General features: G+C 63.7%; 22 protein-coding genes. 16 read left to right on the top strand and 6 right to left on the bottom strand.

What is annotated here, in order from left to right; translation table 11 throughout:
• Window positions 1-84: 84 nt before the first annotated feature.
• Entirely contained in the window at window positions 85-1,002 is a 918-nt protein-coding gene (locus tag AC0L3S_RS22185) for an intradiol ring-cleavage dioxygenase (RefSeq protein ID WP_473281245.1), read from the top strand.
• Window positions 1,003-1,033: 31 nt separating this feature from the next.
• Here the strand turns inward: AC0L3S_RS22185 and AC0L3S_RS22180 are convergent, their stop codons facing one another.
• On the bottom strand, window positions 1,034-1,927 hold the full coding sequence (locus AC0L3S_RS22180) for a LysR family transcriptional regulator (protein WP_473281243.1): 894 nt from the start codon (window positions 1,925-1,927) through the stop codon (window positions 1,034-1,036).
• Between the two features lie 103 nt (window positions 1,928-2,030).
• Between AC0L3S_RS22180 and AC0L3S_RS22175 the strand changes: the two genes are divergently transcribed.
• Window positions 2,031-2,900: an SDR family oxidoreductase gene (locus AC0L3S_RS22175; protein ID WP_473281242.1), complete on the top strand. Its 870-nt coding sequence runs from the start codon at window positions 2,031-2,033 to the stop codon at window positions 2,898-2,900.
• Between the two features lie 42 nt (window positions 2,901-2,942).
• Complete coding sequence (locus tag AC0L3S_RS22170; RefSeq protein WP_473281240.1) at window positions 2,943-3,617, top strand: NAD(P)-dependent oxidoreductase; 675 nt, start codon at window positions 2,943-2,945, stop codon at window positions 3,615-3,617.
• A 24-nt stretch (window positions 3,618-3,641) separates the two neighbouring features.
• On the opposite strand, the gene AC0L3S_RS22165 is transcribed toward AC0L3S_RS22170, so the two are convergent.
• The 3 genes from AC0L3S_RS22165 to AC0L3S_RS22155 all read right to left on the bottom strand — a co-directional run bounded on the left by AC0L3S_RS22165 (window position 3,642) and on the right by AC0L3S_RS22155 (window position 6,825).
• The gene (locus tag AC0L3S_RS22165) at window positions 3,642-5,378 is read right to left on the bottom strand and encodes a bifunctional protein-serine/threonine kinase/phosphatase (RefSeq protein ID WP_473281238.1); all 1,737 of its coding nucleotides are present in this window, start codon (window positions 5,376-5,378) and stop codon (window positions 3,642-3,644) included.
• Window positions 5,379-5,433: 55 nt separating this feature from the next.
• Window positions 5,434-6,273, bottom strand: coding sequence for a formate/nitrite transporter family protein (locus AC0L3S_RS22160; protein ID WP_007607755.1), 840 nt, complete (start codon window positions 6,271-6,273; stop codon window positions 5,434-5,436).
• 309 nt (window positions 6,274-6,582) lie between these two features.
• On the bottom strand, window positions 6,583-6,825 hold the full coding sequence (locus tag AC0L3S_RS22155; protein WP_473281235.1) for a hypothetical protein: 243 nt from the start codon (window positions 6,823-6,825) through the stop codon (window positions 6,583-6,585).
• A 137-nt stretch (window positions 6,826-6,962) separates the two neighbouring features.
• Between AC0L3S_RS22155 and AC0L3S_RS22150 the strand changes: the two genes are divergently transcribed.
• The 3 genes from AC0L3S_RS22150 to AC0L3S_RS22140 all read left to right on the top strand — a co-directional run bounded on the left by AC0L3S_RS22150 (window position 6,963) and on the right by AC0L3S_RS22140 (window position 11,317).
• Complete coding sequence (locus tag AC0L3S_RS22150; protein WP_473263513.1) at window positions 6,963-8,426, top strand: CmpA/NrtA family ABC transporter substrate-binding protein; 1,464 nt, start codon at window positions 6,963-6,965, stop codon at window positions 8,424-8,426.
• A 79-nt stretch (window positions 8,427-8,505) separates the two neighbouring features.
• Window positions 8,506-9,594: an ABC transporter permease gene (locus tag AC0L3S_RS22145; RefSeq protein WP_007607757.1), complete on the top strand. Its 1,089-nt coding sequence runs from the start codon at window positions 8,506-8,508 to the stop codon at window positions 9,592-9,594.
• Window positions 9,595-9,601: 7 nt separating this feature from the next.
• On the top strand, window positions 9,602-11,317 hold the full coding sequence (locus AC0L3S_RS22140) for an ABC transporter ATP-binding protein (RefSeq protein ID WP_473281232.1): 1,716 nt from the start codon (window positions 9,602-9,604) through the stop codon (window positions 11,315-11,317).
• On the opposite strand, the gene AC0L3S_RS22135 is transcribed toward AC0L3S_RS22140, so the two are convergent.
• The gene (locus AC0L3S_RS22135) at window positions 11,298-11,537 is read right to left on the bottom strand and encodes a hypothetical protein (protein ID WP_473281230.1); all 240 of its coding nucleotides are present in this window, start codon (window positions 11,535-11,537) and stop codon (window positions 11,298-11,300) included. The two genes, AC0L3S_RS22140 and AC0L3S_RS22135, sit on opposite strands and share 20 nt — an antisense overlap.
• Window positions 11,538-11,642: 105 nt before the next feature.
• Between AC0L3S_RS22135 and AC0L3S_RS22130 the strand changes: the two genes are divergently transcribed.
• The 8 genes from AC0L3S_RS22130 to AC0L3S_RS22095 all read left to right on the top strand — a co-directional run bounded on the left by AC0L3S_RS22130 (window position 11,643) and on the right by AC0L3S_RS22095 (window position 21,805).
• Window positions 11,643-13,022, top strand: coding sequence for an MFS transporter (locus AC0L3S_RS22130; RefSeq protein WP_473281228.1), 1,380 nt, complete (start codon window positions 11,643-11,645; stop codon window positions 13,020-13,022).
• A 119-nt stretch (window positions 13,023-13,141) separates the two neighbouring features.
• Window positions 13,142-13,570 carry a globin family protein gene (locus AC0L3S_RS22125; RefSeq protein ID WP_354056597.1) on the top strand — a complete coding sequence of 143 codons (429 nt, stop codon included), beginning with the start codon at window positions 13,142-13,144 and terminating at the stop codon, window positions 13,568-13,570.
• Between the two features lie 10 nt (window positions 13,571-13,580).
• Window positions 13,581-14,798 (top strand): NAD(P)/FAD-dependent oxidoreductase, encoded by a 1,218-nt coding sequence (locus AC0L3S_RS22120; RefSeq protein WP_473281227.1) that lies wholly within the window; start codon window positions 13,581-13,583, stop codon window positions 14,796-14,798.
• A gap of 15 nt (window positions 14,799-14,813) precedes the next feature.
• Entirely contained in the window at window positions 14,814-17,519 is a 2,706-nt protein-coding gene (locus tag AC0L3S_RS22115) for a nitrate reductase (RefSeq protein ID WP_473281225.1), read from the top strand.
• A gap of 232 nt (window positions 17,520-17,751) precedes the next feature.
• Window positions 17,752-18,654, top strand: coding sequence for an SMP-30/gluconolactonase/LRE family protein (locus AC0L3S_RS22110; RefSeq protein ID WP_473281341.1), 903 nt, complete (start codon window positions 17,752-17,754; stop codon window positions 18,652-18,654).
• 45 nt (window positions 18,655-18,699) lie between these two features.
• Window positions 18,700-19,539, top strand: coding sequence for an aldo/keto reductase (locus AC0L3S_RS22105; RefSeq protein WP_473281223.1), 840 nt, complete (start codon window positions 18,700-18,702; stop codon window positions 19,537-19,539).
• A 185-nt stretch (window positions 19,540-19,724) separates the two neighbouring features.
• Window positions 19,725-20,666, top strand: a complete 942-nt coding sequence (locus tag AC0L3S_RS22100) for a DMT family transporter (RefSeq protein WP_473281221.1) — start codon at window positions 19,725-19,727, stop codon at window positions 20,664-20,666.
• 59 nt (window positions 20,667-20,725) lie between these two features.
• Window positions 20,726-21,805: a zinc-binding dehydrogenase gene (locus AC0L3S_RS22095; protein WP_473281219.1), complete on the top strand. Its 1,080-nt coding sequence runs from the start codon at window positions 20,726-20,728 to the stop codon at window positions 21,803-21,805.
• 4 nt (window positions 21,806-21,809) lie between these two features.
• Here AC0L3S_RS22095 and AC0L3S_RS22090 read toward each other — a convergent pair whose 3' ends face one another.
• Complete coding sequence (locus AC0L3S_RS22090; protein ID WP_247342718.1) at window positions 21,810-22,271, bottom strand: Lrp/AsnC family transcriptional regulator; 462 nt, start codon at window positions 22,269-22,271, stop codon at window positions 21,810-21,812.
• 133 nt (window positions 22,272-22,404) lie between these two features.
• On the opposite strand from AC0L3S_RS22090, the gene AC0L3S_RS22085 reads away from it, so the two are divergent.
• Window positions 22,405-24,768: a transketolase gene (locus AC0L3S_RS22085; RefSeq protein ID WP_473281217.1), complete on the top strand. Its 2,364-nt coding sequence runs from the start codon at window positions 22,405-22,407 to the stop codon at window positions 24,766-24,768.
• Between the two features lie 203 nt (window positions 24,769-24,971).
• Window positions 24,972-25,375, top strand: a 404-nt coding sequence (locus AC0L3S_RS22080) for an aldehyde dehydrogenase family protein (protein WP_473281215.1), incomplete at its 3' end; no start/stop codon positions are given.

Below are 25,375 nucleotides of genomic sequence, written 5' to 3'. Positions count from 1 at the left end.
TTGGTGTAGGCTTCACCTTGGAACGCCTCCAAGCAGCCCAACAGATCCCCAACGGGCCAATGAGAAAACGCAGGCAAACGCACCATGACCCAGTTCAACGAAACCGAACTCACCGAAGCCGTCGTCCGGAGCTTTGACCAGACACCTGACCCGCGCGCGAAATTCCTGCTCCAGGAACTGGTGAAGTCGCTGCACGATTACGTGAGCAAGACCGGCCTCACCTTCGAGGAGTGGGAATACGCCATCGATTTCCTGACCCGCACCGGCCAGAAATGCACGGACACCCGGCAGGAATTCATCCTCCTGTCCGACGTGCTCGGCGTCTCCATGCTGGTCGACGCGGTCAACCATCGCGAGCGCGAGGGCGCCACCCAGACCACCGTGCTCGGGCCGTTCTATGTCGGCGAGCACAAGGTGACGGCGCACGGCACCGACATCTCTCCGAACAATCAAACCGGAGAACGGATGTTCGTGCAGAGCCGTGTTACCGATCTCAATGGCAAGCCGCTCGCGAATGTCCCCGTCGATGTCTGGCATGCCGACGATGATGGCTTCTACGACTCGCAGAAGCCGAACTATGACGAGGTCGGCGCCTCGGCGCGGGCGCGCTTCATCACCGATAGCGATGGCCGCTTCTTCTTCCGCACCATCTTGCCGTGCAGCTACCCGATTCCGACCGATGGTCCGGTCGGCGAGATGATCGTGCAGACCAACCGCCACCCGATGCGCCCGGCGCATGTGCATTTCCTGGTCAATGCCAAGGGCTACGAGCCGCTGATCACCCACGTCTTCATGGATGGCGACAAATATCTGGATTCCGACGTGGTGTTCGGCGTGAAGGACGACCTCGTCGCCAAGGTCGAGCCCCGCAACGACCTTGAGATGCCCGACGGCACCAAGGCGAACGGGCAGTGGCACCTGATGAGCTACGAATTCCACCTCAAGCCCGGCGGCGGCATGGCGCCGAAGCCGCTGGGGACGAAGGCGGAGGAGCACGCCTGACAGTCAGGCGCGAGCAGCGCGCGCCGCCCTCTCATCTCCCGATAAAGGCCGCCAGCTCGTCAGGCGTTCCCATCGGAAAGGCTTCTTTCATGAAGTCGAGGAAGGCGGAGACGCGCGCGCTCAACAGCCGGCGCGATGGATAGAGCGTCCACAACGCGATCTCTGGTCCGTCGATGTCGCCCCAATGCACCAGCGTGCCGGCAGCCAGGTCTTGACTGACCAGTGATACCGGAAGGCGTGCAGCGCCGACGCCCGCCCGGACCGCATCGCGGACCATGACGAGCGATGACAGGCGAAGGACCGGATCAATCGCGATGCGCGACCTTCCGCTTGGCATCGTGACTTCCCAGCTGGTCAGCTGGTCGCCCGGTCCGCGCATGACAGCCGGCATAGCGATACCGTCCCGCGGTCGTTTCAGATTCGGGCTCGCCACCACCACCAGCCTATCGCGCAGAAAGATTCGTCCGACAAGGCTGTCATCCGGATCGGGATTGACCCGAATGACGAGGTCGTACCCTTCCTCCACCATGTCGACGGAGCGGTCTTCCGTCGTGACCTCGAGACGGACCTCCGGGTATCTGCGTGCGAACCCGGCCGCGAGGTTTCCCATCGCAGTCTGCGAGAACAGCATAGGCGCGCTGATCCGCAAGCGCCCCCGCGGCCTGTCCCCACCCGAAGCGATCGCTGTCGCCGTCTCGTCGAGCTCGGTGAGCAAGGCCCCCGTCCGCTCGTAAAGGGCGCGCCCTTCCTGCGTGAGTTTCAGGGTGCGCGCTCCCCGTTCGAACAGGCGCAGGTCGAGGGCAGCCTCCAACTCGGCGACCCGCCGGGACAGGGTGGCTTTCGGGCGTCCGGCGGCGCGTGCGGCCCGTCCGAAGCCGCCGTGCCGGGCGACGAGATTGAAATCGGTGAGTGCCAGCAGGTCCATCGTTCCACCAGTGAGACAGTATGTCCAGATATAGCGGCTATCGGTTCGTTTGTGGATCACTAATTTCCGGGGTGTCTTCTGACCCAAACCCGGAGTGATCCCCATGACCATCCTCGTTACCGGCGCAACCGGCACCATCGGCCGCCATGTCGTCGAACAGCTCGTCAAGCGCGGCGCCGATGTCCGTGCTCTCGCCCGCGAGCCTGCCAAGGCAAACCTTCCGGCAGGCGTCACGGTCGTGCAGGGCGACCTGCTCGACGTCGATTCGCTCCGCAGCGCGTTCAAAGGCGTCTCGACCCTGTTCCTGCTCAACGCAGTGGTGCCGGATGAATTCACGCAGGCACTGATCGCGCTCAACGTTGCTCGCGAGGCTGGCGTCGAGCGGGTCGTATACCTCTCGGTGATCCACAGCGATCGCTACGTGAACGTGCCGCACTTCGCGGGCAAGTTCGGTGTCGAGCGGATGATCGAGCAGATGGGCTTCGACGCCACAATCCTGCGCCCGGCGTACTTCATGAACAACGACGTCACGATCAAGGACGTGGTGACCGGATACGGCATCTACCCGATGCCGATCGGCAGCAAGGGGCTCGCCATGATCGATGCGCGCGACATCGGCGAGATCGCGGCCATCGAGCTCATCCGTCGTGAGCGTGCCGCAGCGCCGCTTCCGCTCACGCGCATCAATCTCGTCGGTCCCGATACGCTGACCGGCGCGAAAGCCGCCGCCGTCTGGTCGGAGGTGCTGGGCCGCACGATTGCCTATCCCGGGGACGATACCGCCGGCTTCGAGAAGAATCTCCGGCAGTTCATGCCGAGCTGGATGGCCTACGACATGCGGCTGATGAGCGAGCGTTTCCTCACCGAAGGAATGGTCCCCGAGTCCGGTGACGTCGAGCGGCTGACAGCGCTGTTGGGCCGTCCGCTGCGCTCCTACCGCGACTTCGTCTCCGAGATCGCGGCCACTGCTTGACGGCACGGGCACGTCCCCATCACGACAACGAGGAATGCTATCATGATCTCTTCAACCGCCACTTCTCCGGCGGATCCGGAAGGCGCAACGAAGATATTGGTGCTTGGAGCGACCGGTGCCACCGGTCGCCTGATCGTCAACCAGGCGGTGGCGCGAGACTACGACGTCACCGTGCTGGTGCGTTCCGCCGAGAAGGCACGTGACATCACGGGGGCGAAGCTCATCGTCGGAGACGCCCGCGATGAAACAGCCCTGCGCGAAGCCCTCAAAGGCCGTGATGCCGTGGTCAGTGCGCTGGGTACGCCGGTAAGCCCGTTCCGCGAGGTGACGCTTCTCTCGACCGCGACGCGCGCGCTCGTGAGCGCGATGAAGGCCGAGCAGGTCTCGCGGCTGGTTTGCATCACGGGAATGGGCGCCGGCGACAGTGCAGGGCACGGCGGCTTTGTCGCCGACAATGTCATCTTTCCGCTTCTCCTGAAGAAGGTGTACGCCGACAAGAACCGACAGGAAGCGATCGTCAGGGACAGCGGGCTGGACTGGGTCCTGGTTCGCCCCTCGGTCCTGAATAACAAGCCCGGCCGCGGCTCGGTCCGGGCCCTGACGGATCTTTCGGGCTTCCATGGCGGCAGCATTGCGCGCGAAGACGTCGCGACATTCGTGCTCGATCAGGTGCGCGCCGATACCTCGCTTCATCGCTCTCCGCTCATCACGTGGTGACGCTTTGCGTGGCTACACTCCTGATCAGCGCGCGTGCAACATCGCAAGCAGGACCACCACGACGCAGGCGAGCGCCGCCGTGGTCAATTTCCAGAACATCAGCGGGCTGCGTTCCAAAAGCGGCGTAATCCGCGTGTCGAGATAGGCCGGATTGGGCGTGCGAAGCTCGAAGACGAATTCGGACAGATCCTCGTGCCGCTTGTAGGGATCCGGATGGAGCGCACGTCTGAGCGCCCCGTCGATCCAGGCAGGCACGTTGCTGTCGTCGTCGGCCGGGCGATATTTGAGCCTCCGCACGTCCGCCTTGCGCCGGATCCTCGCGATTTGGGTGCCGTAGGGAAGCTTTCCCGTCAGCATCTGGTAGCAGATCACGGCGAGTGAAAACATGTCTGAGCGCGGCGAGCCGCCTTGCCCAAGAAAATATTCCGGCGCCGTGTACTGGACCGTTCCGAGAATTTCATCGGTCTCGTCCAGCGGGGCGGCCTCCGCGACGCCTGCCACCTTGACCGATCCGAAGTCGATGATCTTCGCGGTACCGGTCTTGTCGATCAGGATGTTGTCGGGCCTCAGGTCCTGATGCAGCATTTCCATGCGGTGGAAGGCGCGCAGGCCCGCGGCGATCTGCTCGACCAGTCCGCGGACGGTTTCCAGATCGGGGCGTGGATTGTCCGTCATCCACTGCCGCAAGGTCTGACCTTCGACGAATTCGGTCGCGACATAGAGATAGCCGCGCCGTTTCGACTGTGACAGCGGCTTCAGCACGTGCGGGCTGTCGATCCGGCGCGCGATCCACTCCTCCATCAGGAAGCGCTTCAGGTAGGCGGCATTGTCGCGCAGATCGATCGACGGAAGCTTCAGCGCGACCGGCTCCTCGGTCACCGCGTCGACGGCAAGGTAGATATGGCTGCGGCTGCTGGCGTGGATTTCGCGGACGATCCTGTAGCCGTCGAAGATGTCCCGCGGCTCCGGCAGCGGGGGAAGTGGCAGCTGGGAGGTCTGATTGAAGATCCCGGCCGGCTCACGCTGCGGCACCGCATCGACGCGGAGGATCTGGACCGTGATGTTGTCGTCGCTGCCGCGCCGATAGGCTTCCTCGACGATCGCCTTCGCCGCTCCGTCGAGCTCGGCTGCATGCTCGCTGAGCGCGCTCGTGATGAAACGCGCGTCGACGAACTCATAGGCGCCGTCGGTCGCCAGCAGGAAGGTGTCGCCAGTCTCGATCTCGAAATTCTGGTAGTCGATCTCGAGCTGTGGATTGATGCCGAGCGCACGGCCAAGATAAGTCTGCTCCGAGGACACGATGATCCGGTGATCGTCGGTCAGCTGCTCGAGCGCCTTGCCCGCCACGCGGTAGACGCGACAGTCGCCGATGTGGAAGATGTGCGCGGTGGTCGCCTTGATGACCATGGCGCTCAGCGTGCAGACATAACCCTTGTCGCGGTCATAGGCATATTGGCTCTTGCGCGTCTGCGCGTGGAGCCAGGAATTGGTCGCGTCGAGCACGCGGCGGGCGGAGGTCTTCACCGTCCAGGATTCCGACGTGCAGTAATAGTCCATCAGGAAGCTCTTGACCGCCGACTCGCTGGCGATCTGGCTCACCGTGCTGCTGGAGATGCCGTCGGCGAGGACCGCCGCAATGCCCTTCAGACTGAGCATCGGCTCGTCCGGAACGAGGACGCCGTGAAAATCCTGGTTGATGGGCTTGCGACCCTTGTCGGAATGCTGGCCGACCGAGATCTGAAGTCCGCGGGTCATCGTCATCACCGGCAAAGGGGAGCCTCACCCTGATCGGGCGAGGCTCTCCTGTCGAGACGTATCAGGCCGCAATGCGGGGCGACGAGGCCTTGCTCGCCTGGCGCTTCGGCTGGGTCAGGACGTGCGTGGCGTAGAGGGTCATGCCGGTGAAGGCGAGGCCGCCGACGAGATTGCCGAGCACGGTCGGGATCTCGTTCCAGATCAAATAGTCCATGATCGAGAATTTCGCGTGCAGCATCAGGCCCGAGGGGAACAGGAACATGTTCACGACGGAATGCTCGAACACCATGTAGAAGAACACCAGGATCGGCATCCACATCGCGATGACCTTGCCGGGGACCGAGGTGGAGATCATGGCGCCGACGACGCCGGTCGAGACCATCCAGTTGCAGAGCATGCCGCGGATGAACAGCGTCGCCATGCCGGCCGCGCCGTGCGCGGCATAGCCGAGCGTGCGGCCTTCGCCGATATTGCCGATCGCCGTGCCGACCTTGTCCGGATCCTGCGTGAAGCCGAAAGTCGTGACGAAGGCCATCATGAAGGCCACCGTAAGGGCGCCTGCGAAATTGCCGACGAAGACGAGGCTCCAGTTCCGCAGCACGCCGCCGAAGGTTACGCCGGGGCGCTTGTCGATGAGCGCCAACGGCGCCAGCACGAACACGCCGGTCAAAAGGTCGAAGCCCAACAAATAGAGCATCGAGAATCCGACCGGGAACAGCAACGCGCCGATGAGAGGTTGGCCGGTGTTCACGTTGATGGTGACGGCGAACCATGCCGCCAGCGCGAGGATAGCGCCGGCCATGTAGGCGCGGATGATGGTATCGCGGGTGGACATGAAGATCTTGGATTCGCCCGCATCCACCATCTTGGTGACGAATTCCGAAGGCGCGAGATACGACATCAATGGTTCCTTTTGCTCGTGTGAGAATAGCGTGGCGGTTTCGGACGGTACCGTTGTCGAGATGCTGCCTCCGCACGAGCCGGTGAACCGGCAATCTGCGGACCAAAGGAATTCGGAATCTCGCTTGGGATCGCGTGACGACGACTGTGCCCGATGGGCTCAGCGAAGCAATATTGCTCTCCCCGAGTTTCAGCCTTTGGAGGCCTCAACATGTCGGCGGACCGCAGTCGTCGTTGACTGAGTGGTTACTGTGCAAGCAATCCACGTGCCAGATGACGGGCCATGCATCGCGACCGAGTGCTGGCGCGGTTACAGTGTGTTTTGCGCCTTCCATATGTCGAGCGGACCATCGATGGACCAAGGTTCCGAGAGGTACGAAGTCAGGCCTGCCCAATTTTTGTGCGACGCACAAGAACTGGGCTGTTCGCCAAATTTGACGGCGCGCGGAGATTTGCCAACAGAGAGTCGCTTCGGCGCAACGCTCTGTTTTTGCTTGGCATTGTCGATTTCTTCGCTTTGGCACGCTTCTTGTTTGAGAATGCGCGACGCCATCGATGCCGTCCCTCGAAGATCTCCATCCGAATTGTGACTTCTGCCATCCGGGGCTTCCCCGGAGACGTGCCGCCGTGCGCGTCGTGCGGTCGGCATGTGCGGATGGTCGCTCCGGTCACAAAGGATCATCACATTCAATGACGAAGCCAATTGATCAGTCCTCGCGCAGCGGTCGTCGCGGCCACCATCTTGGCGGAGCCAGCGCGAACGCGCTCATGCTCCTGGACCGCCGCACGTTCCTCGCCGCAGGCACCGTCGCCGCGGCGTTTGCGGTCGCTCCCGGCCGCGTCCGCGCCGCCGCGCTCAAACCCGAGAAGGAAGAATTGAAGCTCGGCTTCATCAAGCTCACCGACATGGCGCCGCTCGCAGTTGCCAAGGAGAACGGGTACTTCGAGGACGAAGGTCTGTTCGTTACGCTGGAGGCGCAGGCCAACTGGAAAGTTCTGCTGGACCGCGTCATCAGTGGCGAGCTGGACGGCGCGCACATGCTGGCGGGCCAGCCATTGGCGGCCACGATCGGCTTTGGCACGAAGGCGCACATCATCACGCCGTTCTCGATGGACCTCAATGGAAACGCCATCACGGTCTCGAACGAGATATTCGCGATGATGAAGCCGAACATCCCGAAGGATGCGAGCGGCAAGCTCGTGCATCCGATCAAGGCCGATACGTTGCGTCCGGCGATCGAGAAGCTGAAGGCCGACGGCAAGTCTTTCAAGATGGGCATGGTCTTCCCGGTGTCTACCCATAATTACGAGCTGCGCTACTGGCTCGCTTCGGGCGGCATCAACCCCGGCTATTATTCGTCCGGCGACGTGACCGGAACGGTCGGGGCCGAAGCGCTGCTGTCGGTGACGCCGCCGCCACAGATGCCAGCGACGCTCGAAGCCGGCACCATCAACGGCTACTGCGTCGGCGAGCCCTGGAACCAGGCCGCGGTGTTCAAGGGCATCGGCGTGCCCGTGATCACCGACTATGAGATATGGAAGAACAATCCGGAGAAGGTGTTCGGCATCACCGCGGCCTTTGCCGACAAGAATCCAAACACCGTGCTGGCCCTGACCAAAGCGCTGATCCGCGCCGCGATGTGGCTGGACGAGAATGCCAACGCCAATCGCGCCAAGGCCGTTGAGCTGTTGTCGAAGCCCGAGTATGTCGGCGCCGACAAGGCAGTCATCGCCAACTCGATGACCGGCACTTTCGAATACGAGAAAGGCGACAAGCGCTCCATCCCGGACTTCAACGTGTTCTTCCGCTATTTCGCGACCTATCCCTACTATTCCGACGCGGTCTGGTATCTGACGCAGATGCGCCGCTGGGGGCAGATCGCGGAGGCCAGGGACGACGCCTGGTACGAGGCGACGGCCAAGAGCGTGTATCGTCCGGATATCTATCTTTCCGCGGCCAAGCTTCTGATCGCCGACGGCAAAGCGAACAAGGACGACTTCCCTTGGGAGAGCGAGGGTTATCGTGCGCCGACCTCGGAATTCATCGATGGCGTCACTTACGATGGTCGCAAGCCCAACGCCTACATCGATAGCCTGAAGATCGGTCTAAAGGGCAAGCAGAAGATCGACGGTGCCAAGGTCATCGACGGCTGACGCGCATGAGCCGGGCCGCCGTCAGGCCGGCCCGGTCTCCTCACTCGAAGTCGGGCGATGAACGCCGAGGGATAAGACTATGGCAGCGGTTACCGACTACATCGACCTCAGCGCAGAGGAGCGCAAGCGTGCCCGCCGGGAGCGGGTGTTTGCGCGCATCAATGCAGCAGCGATTTATCTCAACATCCTCGGATTGGGATGGCTCGTGCCACTGGCCCGTATTGCGGCCGGCGACAGCGTCAAGCCGCAGTTGAAGGAGCTACGCCAGGGATTGCTGGTGCCGCTGATTGGCATCGGAGTCTTCCTTCTGGCATGGGCCTGGGCAGCGCCGCGGGTCAAGACGTCGCTCGGCGCCATCCCGGGGCCCGCCGAGGTCTGGACGCAGGCCGGAAACCTGTACGCCGACCATCTGGCCGAACGCGCCAAGCGGGCGGCTTTCTACGAACGCCAAGATCAACGTAACGCCAAAGTCGTCGCTGACGGTCATCCCGAGGATGTCCGGCATCGTGGCTATGCAGGCAAGCCAACTTATTTCGACCAAATACTAACCAGTCTGATGACGGTGGCGCTCGGCTTTGCCGTGGCGACGCTTGTTGCCGTGCCGCTCGGTATCCTGTGCGGCCTCTCCCGGACCATGAACAGTGCTCTCAACCCGCTGATCCAGATATTCAAGCCGGTATCGCCGCTTGCGTGGCTCCCGATCGTGACCATGGTGGTCTCGGCGCTTTATGTGAACCCGTCGGAATTGCTACCGAAGTCGCTGGTCATCTCCGCCATCACGGTGACGCTGTGTTCATTGTGGCCGACGTTGATAAACACTGCGCTTGGAGTGGCTTCGATCGACAAGGACCTGCTCAACGTCGGCCGCGTCCTGCAGCTGCCGACATGGCGCACCGTCACCAAGCTGGTCCTGCCAAGTTCGCTGCCACTGATCTTCACCGGATTGAGACTCTCTCTCGGCGTGGGCTGGATGGTGCTGATCGCGGCGGAAATGCTCGCGCAGAATCCAGGCCTTGGGAAATTCGTCTGGGACGAGTTTCAGAACGGCTCGTCGCAGTCGCTGGCCCGGATCATCCTGGCTGTGCTGACGATCGGAATCATCGGCTTTCTGCTCGATCGCGTGATGTACGCGCTCCAGTCCGCTTTCACCTTTTCCAGCCAGCGCTGAGGCCCTGATGTCGTTCCTGTCGCTGAAGGGGCTCCGCAAGGGCTACGGTACCGGCGCCAAGCGCACCGACGTGCTGTCGAATGTCAATCTTGAGGTTGCCGAGGGCGAGTTCATCGCCATCGTGGGCTTCTCGGGCAGCGGCAAGACGACTCTGATCTCGGCGATCGCCGGGCTGGTGCAGCCGGATGCCGGCGAGATCACGCTCAAGGGCAAACCGGTCGCGGGGCCCGGCCCGGACCGCGGCATCGTCTTTCAGTCGTACTCGCTGATGCCGTGGTTGACGGTACGCGGCAACATCGCTCTCGCTGTCGATCAGGTGTTTGCCCGCGAAAGCAAGACTCAGCGCGCCGGCCGCGTCGACCGCTACATAGACATGGTCGGGCTGTCGCACGCGGCGACCCGCCTGCCGGCCGAGCTGTCCGGTGGCATGCGTCAGCGCGTCGCCGTTGCCCGTGCGCTTGCAACCAGCCCCGAGATCTTGCTGCTCGACGAGCCGCTATCGGCACTCGACGCGTTGACCCGCGCCAAGCTCCAGGACGAGATCGTCGACATCTGGTCGCGCGACAAGCGCACCGTGGTGCTGGTTACCAATGACGTCGACGAAGCGATCCTGCTCGCCGATCGCATCATTCCGTTGTTGCCGGGCCCGAACGCGACGCTCGGGCAGCAGTTCAAAGTCGACATCCCGCGCCCGCGCGACCGGTCCTCGATCAACGAGGATCCGCATTTCAAGCGGCTGCGGCAGGCCGTCACCGGCTATCTCCTTGACGTCGCGAAAGAGCGCTCGGCCGAAGCCGATGCGACGGTTCGTACCCTGCCCAACGTCATACCCATCACGCAGATGGACAAGCCGCCGACGGCCTATCAGAAAGCGGCTGCTACGGTGACCTTCAACACAGATCGTTATCTCGAATTCTCCCAGCTCTCGAAGGTCTATCCGACGCCGACGGGGCCGCTGACCATCGTGGAGAACTTCGACCTCAAGGTTCGCAAAGGCGAGTTCATCACGGTGATCGGTCATTCCGGCTGCGGCAAGTCGACGGTGCTGTCGATGACTGCAGGTCTCAACGAGGTCTCCCTCGGGGGCATCATTCTCGACGGCCGCGAGGTAACGACGGCCGGTCCCGACCGTGCGGTCGTATTCCAGGCACCTTCATTGTTTCCCTGGCTGACGGCACGCGAGAACGTTGCGCTCGGTGTCGACCGCGTCTATCCGCACGCTACGCGGCGACAGCGCGACGAGATCGTCGACTATTACCTCGAGCGGGTGGGGCTTGCGGATTCTTTCGACAAGTCGGCTGCGGCAATGTCGAACGGCATGCGCCAACGAGTCGGCATCGCGCGTGCCTTCGCGCTGTCGCCAAAATTGCTGTTGCTGGACGAGCCGTTCGGCATGCTGGACAGCCTCACCCGCTGGGACCTCCAGGAGGTACTGATGGAGGTCTGGAAGCGCACGCAAGTGACGGCGATGTGCGTGACCCATGATGTCGACGAGGCGATCCTGCTTGCCGACCGCGTGGTGATGATGACCAACGGACCGTACGCCCGGATCGGTCACATCATGGAGGTCGACATCCCTCGGCCGCGCACGCGAAAGGCTCTGCTCGAGCACCCCAATTACTACCGATATCGCCGCGAGTTGCTCGATTTTCTCGAAGCTTACGAGCATGGAGCCGTGTCGAAGGCGCCGCCGAAACCAGCGGTCAATCCGGAAGCGGCGTGATCAGGCGCGCATGCACGTTCAAATCGGTTGCATCAAGCTCAATCCTTGTGCGCCGCACAGGGATTGAGCGAATCGCAAAATTTGCGTGCGGAATAGTCCTGCGAAAAATCGGAGCACTCCGAACAAGCTCCTGAATTTCCAGCGTTTCCGGAATGCGCGCAGTTGGCACGGAAATTGAAGCACCAATTGCGACGCCAACGACGACGTCCCTCAACATCATCAATCAGCATCGTAACTCGCCACCGGGGTGAAGCCTCGGAGCGCGCCTCCGTGGCCGGAGGCTGAGCCTGCAACGACGCAGCGGTGAGCCTGGAAGGGATACTCAATGACGAAGAATCCAACTTGGATTTCAGACTGGCGCCCCGAAGATGAGGCGTTCTGGAATGCGGGCGGCAAGACGATCGCCCGACGCAACCTGATCTGGTCGATCGTGGCCGAGCATATCGGCTTCTCGGTCTGGCTGATCTGGAGCATCGTCACCACCAAGCTGCCGCAGGCGGGCTTCCACTACACCACCGACCAGCTGTTCCAGCTCGTCGCGGTGCCCGGGCTGATCGGCGCGTTGATGCGCTTTCCCTACACTTTTGCGGTGACGACGTTCGGCGGCCGCAACTGGACCATCTTCAGTGCGGCGATCCTGTTCATTCCGACGCTCTCGCTGGCCTATTTCGTCGGCCAGCCCGATACGCCGTTCTGGCTGATGCTGCTGATTGCCTCGACCGCCGGTCTCGGCGGCGGCAATTTTGCTTCCAGCATGACCAACATCTCTTTCTTCTTCCCCGACCGGATGAAGGGGTGGGCTCTGGGACTGAATGCGGCCGGCGGCAATATCGGCGTCTCCAGCGTGCAGCTCCTGACCCCGATCCTGATGACGCTCGCCGTCATCAACCTGTTCCAGGCATCGCCCGTTGACGGTGTTTTCCTGCAAAACGCCGGCCTGATGTGGGTGCTGCCCATCGCGATCGCGGTGTTCGGCGCAGTGTTCTTCATGAACAACCTGACCACGGCCAAGTCGTCGATCAAGAACCAGCTCGCCGTGGTCAAGCGCAAGCACACCTGGATCATGGCGTATCTCTATATCGGCACGTTCGGCTCCTTCATCGGCTACTCGGCTGCATTTCCGCTGTTGATCAAGACCCAGTTCCCGCAGGTCACCATTGCGATCGCGTTCCTGGGACCGCTGGTCGGCTCGCTCTCGCGGCCGCTCGGCGGTTGGCTTGCCGACAGGATCGGCGGCTCGGTGATCACGTTCTGGAATTTTATCGTGATGGCAGGCGCGACGATCGGCGTGCTCTACTTCGTCGGGCACAAGGATTTCATCGGCTTCCTGTCGATGTTCCTGGTCCTGTTCGTGACGACGGGCATCGGCAACGGCTCGACCTACCGCATGATCCCCTCGATCTTCCGCGAGCACAATTTGTTCAGGGTGCGCGGCAAGGGCGATGCGGAGCGCGCGGCCGCCTTGAAGACGGCGAGCATCGAGAGCGGTGCTGCGGTTGGCTTCATCGGCGCGGTCGGCGCCGTCGGCGGCTATCTGATCCCGACCGGGTTCGGCAAGTCGATCGCGCTGACCGATGGGCCGCAGCTCGCGCTCGCGATCTATCTCGGCTTCTACGCCTCCTGTCTCGCGCTGACCTGGTGGTTCTATCTGCGTCGCAGCCCGCAGGGCGAAGGCGCGTCAACCCTCGCCGGCGCGCGTGCCTAATACTTGGTACGAATCTCGCTTCTCCCCGTACGCGGGGAGAAGCATTGCCCGACAGTTTGACAATGAACCTGGTTCGCAATGGCGCGCACCAAGGCAAACCCAACAGGCAGGAGAACATCATGACGCCAGAACAGATCACCCTCGTCCAACAGAGCTTTGCCAAGGTCGCGCCGATTTCCGCGCAAGCCGCGGTGCTGTTCTACGATCGCCTGTTCGAGGTCGCGCCATCCGTGCGCGCGATGTTTCCCGAGGACATGACCGAGCAGCGCAAGAAGCTGATGGGCATGCTCGCTGCCGTCGTGGGCGGTCTGTCGAACCTGGACTCGATTCTTCCCGCGGCCTCGGCGCTTGCGAAGCGTCACGTCGCCTACGGCGCCAAGGCCGAGCACTACCCCGTGGTCGGCGCGACCTTGCTGTGGACCTTGGAGAAGGGCCTCGGCGAAGCCTGGACGCCCGAACTCGCTACCGCCTGGACCGACGCCTACGGCGTGTTGTCCGGCTACATGATTTCCGAGGCCTACGGCGCACAGCCGCAGGCCGCCGAATAGGAGATGCGTTGTGAGCGAACCGCTGGTCATCGTCGGTAACGGTATGGCGGCCGCGCGTCTGGTCGACGAGCTCGCCAAGACCTCGCTCGGCCGCTACGCGGTCGCCGTGATCGGCGAAGAGCCGCGGCTCGCTTACAACCGCGTTCTGCTCTCCTCCGTGCTGGCCGGGGAGACCGGCTCGCACGAGATCGAACTGCGGCCTGCCGACTGGTGGCGCCATCGCGGCGTCACGGTGCGCTACGGCTATCGTGTCACCGAGATCGACACCGGCCGACGCGAGCTCAAGATCGAGGGCGAAGAGAGCATGGAATATTCCAAGCTCGTGCTCGCCGTCGGCTCGACGCCGCTGCGGCTCAACGTGCCCGGCGCCGATCTCGCCGGCGTGCACACCTTTCGCGACACCCGGGACGTCGATCTGCTGCTGACCCTTGCCGCGGCTAAGAAACGCGTCGTCGTGGTCGGCGGTGGTCTGCTCGGACTCGAAGCGGCTTACGGCCTCGCCAAGGCCGGAGCGCCCGTGACGCTGCTGCACCTGATGGACCGGCTGATGGAGCGCCAGCTCGATGCCCCCGCCGCCGACCTGCTCAAGACGCTGGTCGAGCGCAAGGGCATTCGCATCCTGCTCAATGCATCCACAGCCCGCATTCACGGCGAGGGCCATGTCGAAGCGGTCGAGCTTGCCGACGGCAGCCGCATCGAGGCCGATGCGGTGATCTTCGCCGCCGGCATCAGGCCCAACATTGCGCTCGCAAAAGACGCCGGCATCGCAGTCAACCGCGGCATCGTCGTCAACGACGAGATGCAGACGGCGTCACCCGATATCTACGCGCTCGGCGAATGCGCCGAGCATCGCGGCACCTGCTACGGCCTCGTCGAGCCTGCCTACGAGCAGGCGCGCGTGCTGGCGCGGCATCTCTCCGGCCGTCCCGCGGCCTATCAGGGCAGCGTGGTCTCGACCAATTTGAAGGTGTCGGGCGTCAGCGTGTTCTCCGCCGGCGACTTCATGGGCGGGGAGGGCAGCGAGAGCCTCGTGCTGTCAGACCGCAGGCGTGGCACCTACAAGAAGCTCGTGATCGCCGAGGGCCGGCTCGCCGGTGCCCTGCTGATTGGCGATACCGTCGATGCGCTCTGGTATCTCGAACTGATCCGCAACCGCGAAAAGGTGGCGGCGATCCGCGCCGACATGATGTTCGGCCGCGCGCTCGCGCGTCCCTCCAAGGCGGCTTGATTGAGGCGGCTTGATATGACGGCGATCGATCCCACGCTCCGCGCCACCAAGACGACCTGTCCGTATTGCGGCGTCGGCTGCGGCGTGCTGGCCACGCCAGACGGCAAGGGCGGCGCGGCGATCGCGGGCGATCCCGATCATCCTGCCAATTTCGGCCGGCTGTGCTCCAAGGGTTCGGCGCTCGGCGAGACCATCGGGCTGGAAAGCCGGCTGCTCTATCCGATGATCCGCTGCAAGGGCGTGCTCGAACGCGTCGCCTGGAGCGATGCGCTCGATCACGTCGCCCACCGCATGCAGCACATCGTCGCGCGCGACGGCGCCGACGCGGTCGCATTCTATCTCTCCGGCCAACTTCTGACCGAGGATTATTACGTCGCCAACAAGCTGATGAAGGGCTTTGTCGGCACCGCCAACGTCGACACCAATTCGCGGCTCTGCATGTCGTCCTCGGTCGCCGGTCACCGCCGCGCCTTCGGCGCCGACACCGTGCCCGGCTGCTACGAGGATCTCGACCAGGCCGATCTGCTCGTCTTCGTCGGCTCGAATGCCGCCTGGTGCCATCCCGTGCTGTTCCAGCGCATGTTGAAGAACCGGCAGGAGCGCGGCGCGCGCATGATCGTGATCGATCCGCGCCGCACCGACACCGCGACCGACGTCGATCTGTTCCTGGGCCTCAAGCCCGGCACCGACACGGCGCTGTTCTCCGGCCTGTTCGTTCACCTCGCCGACAATGGTGCGCTCGATCAGGACTATATCGCGCAAAACACGTCGGGCTTTGACGACGCGCTGGCGCGCGCACGCAACATCGCCGGCGGCGTCACCGCGACCGCACTGGCGACCGGCCTTTCCGAGCCGGACGTTGCTACCTTCTTCAAGATGTTCCGTGACACGCCCCGCGTCGTCACGCTGTACTCGCAAGGCGTCAACCAGTCGGCGCAGGGCACCGACAAGGTCAACGCGATCCTGAACTGCCATCTTGCCACGGGCCGCATCGGCAAGCCCGGTGCCTCGCCGTTCTCGCTCACCGGCCAGCCCAACGCGATGGGTGGTCGCGAGGTCGGCGGCCTCGCCAACCAGCTCGCCGCGCACATGAACTTCACGCCGCCGGACATCGATCGCGTGCGGCGGTTCTGGAAGGCGCCGCGCATTGCCACCCATGAAGGGTTGAAGGCGGTGCAGCTGTTCGAAGCCATCAACCGCGGCGAGGTCAAGGCCCTGTGGGTGATGGGCACCAACCCCGCGGTCTCGCTGCCCGATGCCGACTTCGTGCGCGAGGCGCTGAAGAAGCTCGAGCTGTTCGTGGTGTCCGAGAACGTGCTCTCCAACGACACCGTCGAGGCCGGACCGCACGTGCTGCTGCCCGCGCTCGCCTGGGGCGAGAAGTCGGGCACCGTGACCAATTCCGAGCGCCGTATCTCGCGCCAGCGTTCGTTCCTGCCGGCGCCCGGCGAGGCGCGGCCGGACTGGTGGATCCTGAGCGAAACTGCAAAACGCCTCGGCTTCGGCGACAGCTTTAATTACAAATCCGCAGCCGACATCTTTCGCGAGCACGCCGCGCTCTCGGCGTTCGAGAACGATGGCAGCCGCGATTTCGACATCGGCGCGCTGACCTCGCTATCCGACGAGGGCTTCGACGCCTTGAAGCCCGTGCAGTGGCCTGCGCGCGAAGGCGAGGCGCCCGGCGAGCGGTTTTTCGCGGCTGGCGGCTTCTTCACCAATGACGGCAAGGGTCGCTTCGTCGCGACGGAGGTGCCGGCGCTGCGCGGCGAGACCGGGCCGTCGCGGCCGCTGCGGCTCAATACCGGGCGCATCCGCGACCAGTGGCACACCATGACCCGTACGGGCCTCAGCCAGCGGCTCGGTGCGCATCGGCCCGAGCCGTTCGTCGAGATTCATCCCGACGACGCCAACAAATACAACATCGTCCACGACGGCTATGCCCGCATCACGAGCGACTATGGCCAGTGCATTCTGAAGGCCGTCGTCAGCGACCGGCAGCAGCGCGGCACGCTGTTCGCGCCAATCCACTGGAGTGCGATGAACGCCTCGCACGGTCGCGTCGGGGCGCTGGTTGCACCGTTCACCGATCCATTCTCGGGACAGCCGGAGTCCAAGGCGACACCAGCTGCGATCGTGCCTTATGAATACGTCTTCCGCGGCTTTGCGTTGTCGCGCAAGCAGCTGGAGCTGCCGCCGAATCTGATGTGGACCCGCGTCACTGTCACGGGCGGCTTCGGCTATCTCTTCGCCGACAATGCGGATCTGTCGCGCTGGCCGGCCTGGCTCGGTGGCGTTGCCGGCGAGGACGTCGCCGACTATCGCGACTTCGGCGGCGGCGTTTATCGCGCGGCGTCGTTTGTGGGCGACCGCATCGAAACCTGCCTGTTCGTCGGCCCCGCGCATGATGCCGGCGACTGGGAGGTGGTGAAGAGCCTGTTCGTCGCCGACCACGTCACCGACGAGCAGCGGCGCATGCTGCTGTCCGGCAAGTCCAGCGAGGGCGCGGCTTCGACCGGGCCTGTCGTCTGCGCCTGCTTCGGCGTTGGCCGCGGCACCATCTGCGACACTATCGCCGCAGGCGCGCGCACGGCCGCCGAGATCGGCGCAAAGCTCAAGGCCGGCACCAATTGCGGCTCCTGCATCCCCGAGCTGAAGCGCCTGATCGCGACCACCGAGGTGGCACCGGCGATGCAGGCCAAGCGCGCGGGCGCGGCGGGGTAGAGGTCTCTCCTGATCGTCGTCCTGGCGAAAGCCAGGACCCATTACCCCGGTCAGCGTTTGTCGAAGCCCGTTGTGGCCACTATCCGCAACAATATGTCCCTGTGGTAATGGGTCCTGGCTTTCGCCAGGACGACCCCGAGAGTGTGGTGAAGCTGTCGCACCAATCGACGACCCCTCCGTTGTGCCCTATGCTGCCGCGCATTCCGCCAGTTCAACAAAGATAACAACAATGATGTACCTGGAAACGCCGCCGCGCCTGATCGAGACCAGGCTCTTCTCCGCCATGCCCGACAAATTCCGCCGCAAGGGCGAACGGACGGATTGGGCCGATGCCAACCGGCCGGGTGTGCCGACGGACTCCTTCATCGAGGGGCCGTCGTTCGACAACAATGGAAATCTCTACATCGTCGACATTCCCTTCGGCCGCATCTTCCGCATTGCGCCTGACGGCGAGTGGTCGCTCGCGATTGAATATGAGGGCTGGCCGAACGGGCTGAAGATCGCGGCCGACGGCCGCATCCTGGTCGCCGACTACAGGCACGGCATCATGGAATTCGACGCCGAGGCAGGCCGCATCAGGCCTGTGCTGACCGCGCGCAATTCGGAATCATTCCGCGGCTGCAACGATTTGCATCTCGCTTCCAACGGCGACATCTATTTCACCGACCAGGGACAGACCGGCCTGCATGACGCAAGCGGCCGTGTCTATCGCCTGGCGCAAAGCGGCCGGCTGGATTGCCTGGTCGACACTGGCATCAGTCCGAATGGTCTGGTGCTCGATCCAACCGAGACCGTGCTGTTCGTCGCGATGACGCGCGACAACGCGGTGTGGCGGTTGCCGTTCATGAAGGACGGCAGCGTGTCGAAGGTCGGCCGCTTCTGCTCGCTGTTCGGCACCAGCGGTCCTGACGGGATGACCATGGATGCCAAGGGCCGCCTGTTCGTCGGTCACGCCTCGCTCGGCCATGTCTTCGTGTTCGCGCCCAACGGCGAATTGATCGCGCGGGTGAAATCGTGTGCCGGACCGAATTGCACCAATGTCACGATTGGTGGCGCGAACAAAGATCAGCTCTACATCACGGAGTCTGCGACCGGTAGCGTACTGGTCGCTGACATCGGCGGATTGAACTCTTGAGCTCGATGGCGGTTGCCTGAGCGAACGAGTGGTATCGGAGCAATTATGAACACGAAACCCTTCGGCAAAACCGGTGCCAGCGTCTCCGTCATCGGGCAGGGCACTTGGTATCTCGACCATGGTGATCGCAAGCGCGCGATCGCGGCGCTTCAGCGCGGGCTCGATCTCGGCATGACCCACATCGACACCGCCGAGATGTATGGCGATGCCGAACTCGTCATTGCCGATGCGATCGCGGGCCGACGCGACGAGGTGTTCCTCGTGTCAAAGGTGCTGCCAAGCAACGCCTCGCGCCGCGGAACCATCACCGCCTGTGAGCGCTCGCTGAAGCGGCTGAAGACGGATCGGCTCGACTGCTATCTGCTGCATTGGCGCGGCTCGTATCCGCTGGAGGACACTGTGGCCGCGTTCGAGGAACTGGTGAAGGCCGGCAAGATCAAATCCTGGGGTGTCTCCAATTTCGATGCCGATGATCTCGACGAGATGCTCGACGCCGCCGGCGAAGGCCGCATCGCCTGCAATCAGGTGCTCTATCATCTGAGGGAACGCGCGATCGAGCACGCGGTGATCCCGTGGTGCGAGCAGCATGGTGTTGCCGTGGTCGCCTATTCGCCGTTCGGCCACGACGATTTCCCTGCGAGCAGCAGCAAGGGCGGCGCGGTGCTGGTGCGCATCGCGGAGGCGCGTCGCGCGACGCCGCGCCAGGTCGCGCTGAGCTTCCTCACCCGTGCGACTACGGTGTTCGCGATCCCGAAGGCGTCGTCCGCGGAACATGCAGGCGAAAATGCCGCGGCCGGCGATCTCGTGCTGACGAAAGACGAGATTGCGGCGCTCGATGCGGCGTTTCCGCGCGGTCCGAAGCCGCGCGGGCTGCCCATGCTGTAGTGCACAAACGCCCATTATTAATGGAGTCTTGACGCGCGCGGACGTGAGCGCATATCGGCATCCTGTTTTCGGAAGTTGTGAAAGCGGCGCAATTATCGTTTTTTACGATCATTCCCGATTCGCATTCCTAGGTTCCAGCCGTGACCCCGCCGCCCGCCGCAGCCGCAAGGCTCGACAGTATTCCCATGCCTATGCCGGAAAAGAAGCCGCAGGCGCGCCGCGCGCCCGCGCGCGTCGATCATCCTTTCAAGGGCATCGCGCTGGTGCTGCTGTCGACGATCTTTCTCGGTTGCTCCGATGTCACCGCGAAATATTTGTCGTCGAGCCTCCCGTCGATCGAGATCACCTGGATCCGCTTCGTGACGTTCGCGCTGATGTTCACGCCGGTGATGCTGCCGGGCTCGCCGCTTCATGCCATGCGCACCGAGCGCCTCGGCCTGCAGCTGATGCGCGGCGCGGCATTGCTGGGCTCTTCGCTGTTCTTCATCACCGGCCTGAGCTTTCTCCCGATCGCGGAAGCGTCCGCGACCGGGTTCGTCTCGCCACTGTTCGTCACCGCTCTCTCGATCGTGTTCCTGAGCGAGAAGGTGGGCATGCGCCGCTGGATCGCCACCGCGATCGGCTTGACGGGCGTGATGATCATCCTGCGCCCGGGCTCCAGCGCGTTTCACGCCGCCGCGTTCTTCCCGATCGTCTCGGCGTTCTGCTGGGCTGCGGCGCTGATCCTGACGCGCATGATGAGCGGGCGCGAAGCCGTCCTCACCACCATGGCCTATTCGGCGCTGACGGGCGTTGCGATCCTCTCTCTGATGGTACCGTTCGTCTGGGTCGCGCCGACGTGGACCGCGATCGGGCTTGGCATCGTGATCGGCGTCGCCTCCACGGTCGGCCAGTGGATCATCGTGCTGGCCTATCGCTACGGCGATGCCTCGGTGCTGGCGCCGTTTTCCTACACGCAGTTGCTGTGGGTCAGCATTCTCGGCTTCTTCCTGTTCGGCGAAGTTCCGGATGTCTGGACCGTCACCGGCGCGGCCTTCATCGTCGCCAGCGGCCTCTACATCGCCCATCGCGAGCGCATCCGCCGCGCCCAGCTCCTGATCATGGAAGAGCGTTCCCCGAACCCCTGACGCAAGATCGCGCGTCCGCTTCGTGCTATCAATGGCTCCAACAAGACGGGAGGAGCCGGATGCGCGCTGCGATTTTCAGGAACGGTGAGATTGTCGTCGACCGGATCGCCGAGCCAAAGCCGGGCTCCGGCCAGGTGCTGGTCAAGACGCTCGCCTGCGGCATCTGCGGTTCCGACCTGCACGCGCGCCAGCACGCCCACCGCATGGTGGAGATGGCGCGAAAGACCGGCCGCAAGCCGATGGACCTCGCCCGTGACGTCGTGTTCGGCCACGAGTTCTGCTGCGAGATCGTCGACTTCGGCCCGGGGACTGTGCGCAAGCTCAAGCCGGGCACGCGCGTCTGCTCGCTGCCGGCCCTCGTGACTCCGCTGGGCATCGAGGGCATCGGCTATTCCAATGACAATATTGGCGGCTATGCCGAGGCGATGCTGCTGAGCGAAGCGCTGCTGCTCGAGGTGCCCAACGGTCTCGCGCCGGAGCATGCCGCGCTCACCGAACCGCTCGCGGTCGGCGTTCATGCCGTCGCCAAGGCCAACATCCGAGGCGGCGAGGTGCCGCTCGTGATCGGCTGCGGGCCGGTCGGGCTCGCGGTGATTGCGGCGCTGAAGCTCAAAGGCCTGCATCCGATCGTCGCGGCCGATTATTCGCCGGCGCGGCGCGCGCTTGCGGCAAAACTCGGCGCCGATGTCGTCGTGGATCCAAGGGTGTCGCAGCCCTATGCGACCTGGGCCGAGCATGCGCAGATGTCGGATGCGGAGAAGGCTGCGCGGCCACCGTTGCAGGCGATGCTGCCCGCGCTGAAGCCCGCGATCATCTTCGAATGCGTCGGCGTGCCCGGTCTGTTGCAACAGGTGTTCGAAGGCGCGCCGCGCGATGCCAGGATCGTCGTGGTCGGTGTCTGCATGGAGACCGACAGGAGCGAGCCCATGCTCGGCATCATGAAGGAGCTCAACGTCCAGTACGTGCTCGGCTACACGCCGGACGAGTTTGCAGCCTCACTGCGCTTGATCGCGGAAGGGCAGGTGGATGCGGCGGCGATGGTCACCGCCGAGATCGGCATCGACGGCGTCGCAAAGGCTTTCGCCGACCTCGCCAACCCTGAAGCGCACACCAAGATCATCGTACAGCCGTGGCGGTGATGCCTTACACCGGCAGCGCGATCGAATATTTCACCTGGCTGAGCGCGAAGCTCGACTCGATCGAGGCGATGCCGTCGAGCCGGGTCAGCTTGGTCTTCAGGAAAGTTTCGTAGGAGGCGAGGTCGGCCGCGACAACGCGCAGGAGATAGTCGCGGTTGCCGGTCATCAGATAGCACTCCAGCACCTCGTCCCATTTCGAGATCGCCCGCGCGAAGCGGTTGAGATCCTCCTCCTTCTGCCGCGCCAGCTTGATCGAGATGAAAACGCTGACATGCAGCCCCAGCGCCTTCTGGTCCACGGTCGCGATGTAGCGCGAGATGACGCCGCGTTCCTCCAGCAGCTTGACCCGGCGATGGCAGGGCGACACCGACAGCCCGACCTTGTCGGCCAGCTCCTGCATGGTCAACCGGCTGTCGTTCTGGAGCAGAGCGAGGATTTTTCGGTCGATGGCGTCGAGGGCGGGCATTGGGATGAACCTGTCGTTTTTACCGATCGATTGGTAAGCTATCCCAACATTAGTTGCTATTGCGCGAAAAATTGAGAAGTTTAGCGCTTCCTGCAGGGGTATCATCGGGCACCTGTTTTCCGGGAGCATTGCCATGCCCGTTGATACCACCCGCCTCGACACGTTGACCGCGCTCGCCCGCAAGGCGCTGTGGCTGTCGTCATGGACCATTCATCACGCCAACCACATCCGCCCGAATGCGGACGGCCTGAAGGTCGGGGGACATCAGGCCTCGTCGGCCTCGCTCGCCACCATCATGTCGGCGCTGTATTTCCACGTGCTGAAACCCGAAGATCGCGTCGCGGTGAAGCCGCATGCAAGCCCGGTGTTCCACGCCATCCAATATCTGTTCGGCCGGCAGAGCCGCGACAAGCTGGAGAATTTTCGTGGCTTCAAAGGCGCGCAGTCCTATCCTTCGCGCACCAAGGACGTCGACGACGTCGATTTCTCCACCGGCTCGGTCGGCCTCGGCGTTGCGCAGACGCTGTTCGCCTCGCTGGTGCAGGACTATGTCAAGGCACATGGCTGGATGAAGGATCGCCGCGAAGGGCGAATGATTGCGCTGGTCGGCGACGCCGAGATGGACGAGGGCAACATCTTCGAGGCGCTGGCGGAAGGCTGGAAGCACGGGCTGCGCAACACCTGGTGGGTGGTCGACTACAACAGGCAGTCGCTGGACGCCGTGGTCCGCGAAGGCCTCTGGGAAAAGTTCGAGACCGTGTTCCGCAATTTCGGCTGGGACGTGGTGATCGTGAAATACGGCCGACTGATGCGCGAGGCCTTTGCGGAAGCTGGCGGCGAGGCGCTGAAGCGCTGGATCGACAATTGCCCGAACGCGCTCTACGCCGCCTTGTGTTTTCAGGGCGGCGCGGCGTTCCGCAAACACCTCCACGACGAGATCGGCGATCAGGGTCCCATCACCAAGCTGATCGATAAGCGCAGCGACGACGAATTGCTGGCGCTGATGTCGAACCTCGGCGGCCATGACATGGCGAGCATGCTGGACGCCTTTGAATCCATCGATCACGATCGCCCGGTCTGCTTCATCGCCTACACCATCAAGGGCGTCGGCCTGCCGTTCCAGGGTCACAAGGACAATCACGCCGGCCTGATGACGGTTGCGCAGATGGAGAAATATCGCGACAGCCAGAACATCCGGCCAGGACACGAATGGGACAGATACGAGGGTCTCGCCCAAAGTGCCGCCGAGCTCGACGCCTTCCTCGCGGGCGTGCCGTTCAACCAGGACGGCCGCCGGCTTACCGCGCCTGTGATCGAGGTGCCGTCGCAACTCGCCTTCAAGCCGGCGCCGCAGATGTCGACCCAGCAGGGTTTTGGTCTCGTGCTGAACGAGATCGCGCGCGGCGACAGCGAGCTTGCCAGGCGCATCGTCACGACATCGCCTGACGTCACCGTCTCGACCAATCTTGGTCCGTGGGTGAACCGGCGCGGCCTGTTCGCGCGCGGCGAGAAGGCAGACTTATTCCGCAGCGAGAAAATTCCATCCACCTTCAACTGGGATTTCTCGCCCAAGGGCCAGCATCTCGAACTCGGCATCGCCGAGATGAACCTGTTCATCATGCTCTCGGCGTTAGGCTTGTCGCACCAGATCAACGGCGAGCGGCTTCTGCCGGTCGGCACGTTGTACGATCCCTTCATCGAGCGCGGTCTCGATGCGCTGAACTATGCCTGCTACCAGGACGCCCGCTTCATGGTGGCGGCAACCCCGTCAGGTATCACGCTGGCACCCGAAGGCGGCGCGCACCAGTCGATCGCAACGCCTTTGATCGGCATGGCGCAGGATGGGCTTGCCTCGTTCGAGCCGGCCTTCGTCGACGAGCTCGCCGTGATCATGGCCTTCGGCTTAAACCACATGCAGCGCGATCCGGGCGAGGGCGGCTCGGTCTATTTGCGGCTCTCGACGCGCTCGATCGAGCAGGCGCAGCGGATCATGACACCCGAGCTTGCACAGGGCATCACCGACGGCGCCTATTGGCTGCGCAAGCCGGGCCCCAATGCAGAGGCCGTCATCGCCTATACCGGCGCCGTTGCGCCGGAAGCGATCGAGGCGACCGGCTTCATCGGCGAGAGCCGGCGCGACATCGGCCTGCTCGCGATCACGTCCGCGGATCGCCTGCATGCGGGATGGACCGCCGCGCGGAAATTGCGCCGCGATCGGCGCGGCGTGCAGCATCTCAGCCACATCGAAAAACTGCTCGCGCCGCTGCCGCGCGACTGCGGCATCGTGACCGTGATCGACGGCCATCCGGCGGCGCTCGGATGGCTCGGCAGCGTCCGCGGCCACCGCGTCGAGGCGCTCGGCGTCGAGCAGTTCGGCCAGACCGGCACCATCGCCGACCTCTATCGTCACCACGGCATCGACGCCAACGCCATCATCGATGCGGCCGAAAGCCTCACCACCGGCGCGCCGGTGCTGCATCGGAAGATGGCGGTGTAGTTCTCCGCCGTCCTGGCCCCCGTGCGCAATGGCGCACTAGGCCAGGACGACGGCAATCGAGACCTTGCCACCCCTCCGCCATCGGCTCATATAACCTCAGTCCGCCGCAATGCTGGCCCCGCACATGGCGGGTTCAATTGCCGGCGCTTTCGTGCAAGGATGCCTGCCGAAACGCCCCCAAGCCCCCCAAGAAGAGGTTCACTATGGTCAATCGCATGCAGTTCTACATCGACGGCGCCTGGGTCGATCCCGCCGTCAAGAAGTCCACCGCCGTGGTCAATCCGGCGACGGAAGAGGCGATGTACGAGGTTGCGCTGGGCTCCAAGGCCGACGTTGACAAAGCTGTCGCCGCCGCCAAGCGCGCGTTCGTGACGTTCTCCCAGACCAGCCGTGACGAGCGCGTCGCGCTGCTCACCAAGGTCATCGAGATCTACAAGGGCCGGCTCAAGGAGATCGGTGCCGCCGTCTCCGACGAGATGGGCGCGCCGCTGCCGATGGCCGAAAAGCTGCAGGCCGGCGCCGGCCTTGGCCACCTCATGACCACGCTCGACGTGCTCAAGAACTATCATTTCGAGGAACCGGTCGGCACCGCCATGGTGCTGCGCGA

Source organism: Bradyrhizobium sp. Ken01 (assembly GCF_055807355.1).
The sequence above is the reverse complement of the archived record's forward strand: the minus strand, read 5'-3'. Positions and strand labels throughout refer to the sequence as shown.

What these genes read in the sequence shown, in the direction of transcription:
- AC0L3S_RS22160 (WP_007607755.1), bottom strand. Translation starts at nt 6,273, where the DNA reads ATGTCGTATCTCGCGCCTTCGGAATTCGTCACCAAGATGGTGGATGCG.
- AC0L3S_RS22135 (WP_473281230.1), bottom strand. Translation starts at nt 11,537, where the DNA reads ATGATGTTGAGGGACGTCGTCGTTGGCGTCGCAATTGGTGCTTCAATT.
- AC0L3S_RS22165 (WP_473281238.1), bottom strand. Translation starts at nt 5,378, where the DNA reads ATGACGATGACCCGCGGACTTCAGATCTCGGTCGGCCAGCATTCCGAC.
- AC0L3S_RS22100 (WP_473281221.1), top strand. Translation starts at nt 19,725, where the DNA reads ATGCCTATGCCGGAAAAGAAGCCGCAGGCGCGCCGCGCGCCCGCGCGC.
- AC0L3S_RS22145 (WP_007607757.1), top strand. Translation starts at nt 8,506, where the DNA reads ATGGCAGCGGTTACCGACTACATCGACCTCAGCGCAGAGGAGCGCAAG.
- AC0L3S_RS22180 (WP_473281243.1), bottom strand. Translation starts at nt 1,927, where the DNA reads ATGGACCTGCTGGCACTCACCGATTTCAATCTCGTCGCCCGGCACGGC.
- AC0L3S_RS22095 (WP_473281219.1), top strand. Translation starts at nt 20,726, where the DNA reads ATGCGCGCTGCGATTTTCAGGAACGGTGAGATTGTCGTCGACCGGATC.
- AC0L3S_RS22110 (WP_473281341.1), top strand. Translation starts at nt 17,752, where the DNA reads ATGTACCTGGAAACGCCGCCGCGCCTGATCGAGACCAGGCTCTTCTCC.
- AC0L3S_RS22170 (WP_473281240.1), top strand. Translation starts at nt 2,943, where the DNA reads ATGATCTCTTCAACCGCCACTTCTCCGGCGGATCCGGAAGGCGCAACG.
- AC0L3S_RS22115 (WP_473281225.1), top strand. Translation starts at nt 14,814, where the DNA reads ATGACGGCGATCGATCCCACGCTCCGCGCCACCAAGACGACCTGTCCG.
- AC0L3S_RS22140 (WP_473281232.1), top strand. Translation starts at nt 9,602, where the DNA reads ATGTCGTTCCTGTCGCTGAAGGGGCTCCGCAAGGGCTACGGTACCGGC.
- AC0L3S_RS22105 (WP_473281223.1), top strand. Translation starts at nt 18,700, where the DNA reads ATGAACACGAAACCCTTCGGCAAAACCGGTGCCAGCGTCTCCGTCATC.
- AC0L3S_RS22125 (WP_354056597.1), top strand. Translation starts at nt 13,142, where the DNA reads ATGACGCCAGAACAGATCACCCTCGTCCAACAGAGCTTTGCCAAGGTC.
- AC0L3S_RS22085 (WP_473281217.1), top strand. Translation starts at nt 22,405, where the DNA reads ATGCCCGTTGATACCACCCGCCTCGACACGTTGACCGCGCTCGCCCGC.
- AC0L3S_RS22175 (WP_473281242.1), top strand. Translation starts at nt 2,031, where the DNA reads ATGACCATCCTCGTTACCGGCGCAACCGGCACCATCGGCCGCCATGTC.
- AC0L3S_RS22155 (WP_473281235.1), bottom strand. Translation starts at nt 6,825, where the DNA reads ATGGCGTCGCGCATTCTCAAACAAGAAGCGTGCCAAAGCGAAGAAATC.
- AC0L3S_RS22130 (WP_473281228.1), top strand. Translation starts at nt 11,643, where the DNA reads ATGACGAAGAATCCAACTTGGATTTCAGACTGGCGCCCCGAAGATGAG.
- AC0L3S_RS22185 (WP_473281245.1), top strand. Translation starts at nt 85, where the DNA reads ATGACCCAGTTCAACGAAACCGAACTCACCGAAGCCGTCGTCCGGAGC.
- AC0L3S_RS22150 (WP_473263513.1), top strand. Translation starts at nt 6,963, where the DNA reads ATGACGAAGCCAATTGATCAGTCCTCGCGCAGCGGTCGTCGCGGCCAC.
- AC0L3S_RS22090 (WP_247342718.1), bottom strand. Translation starts at nt 22,271, where the DNA reads ATGCCCGCCCTCGACGCCATCGACCGAAAAATCCTCGCTCTGCTCCAG.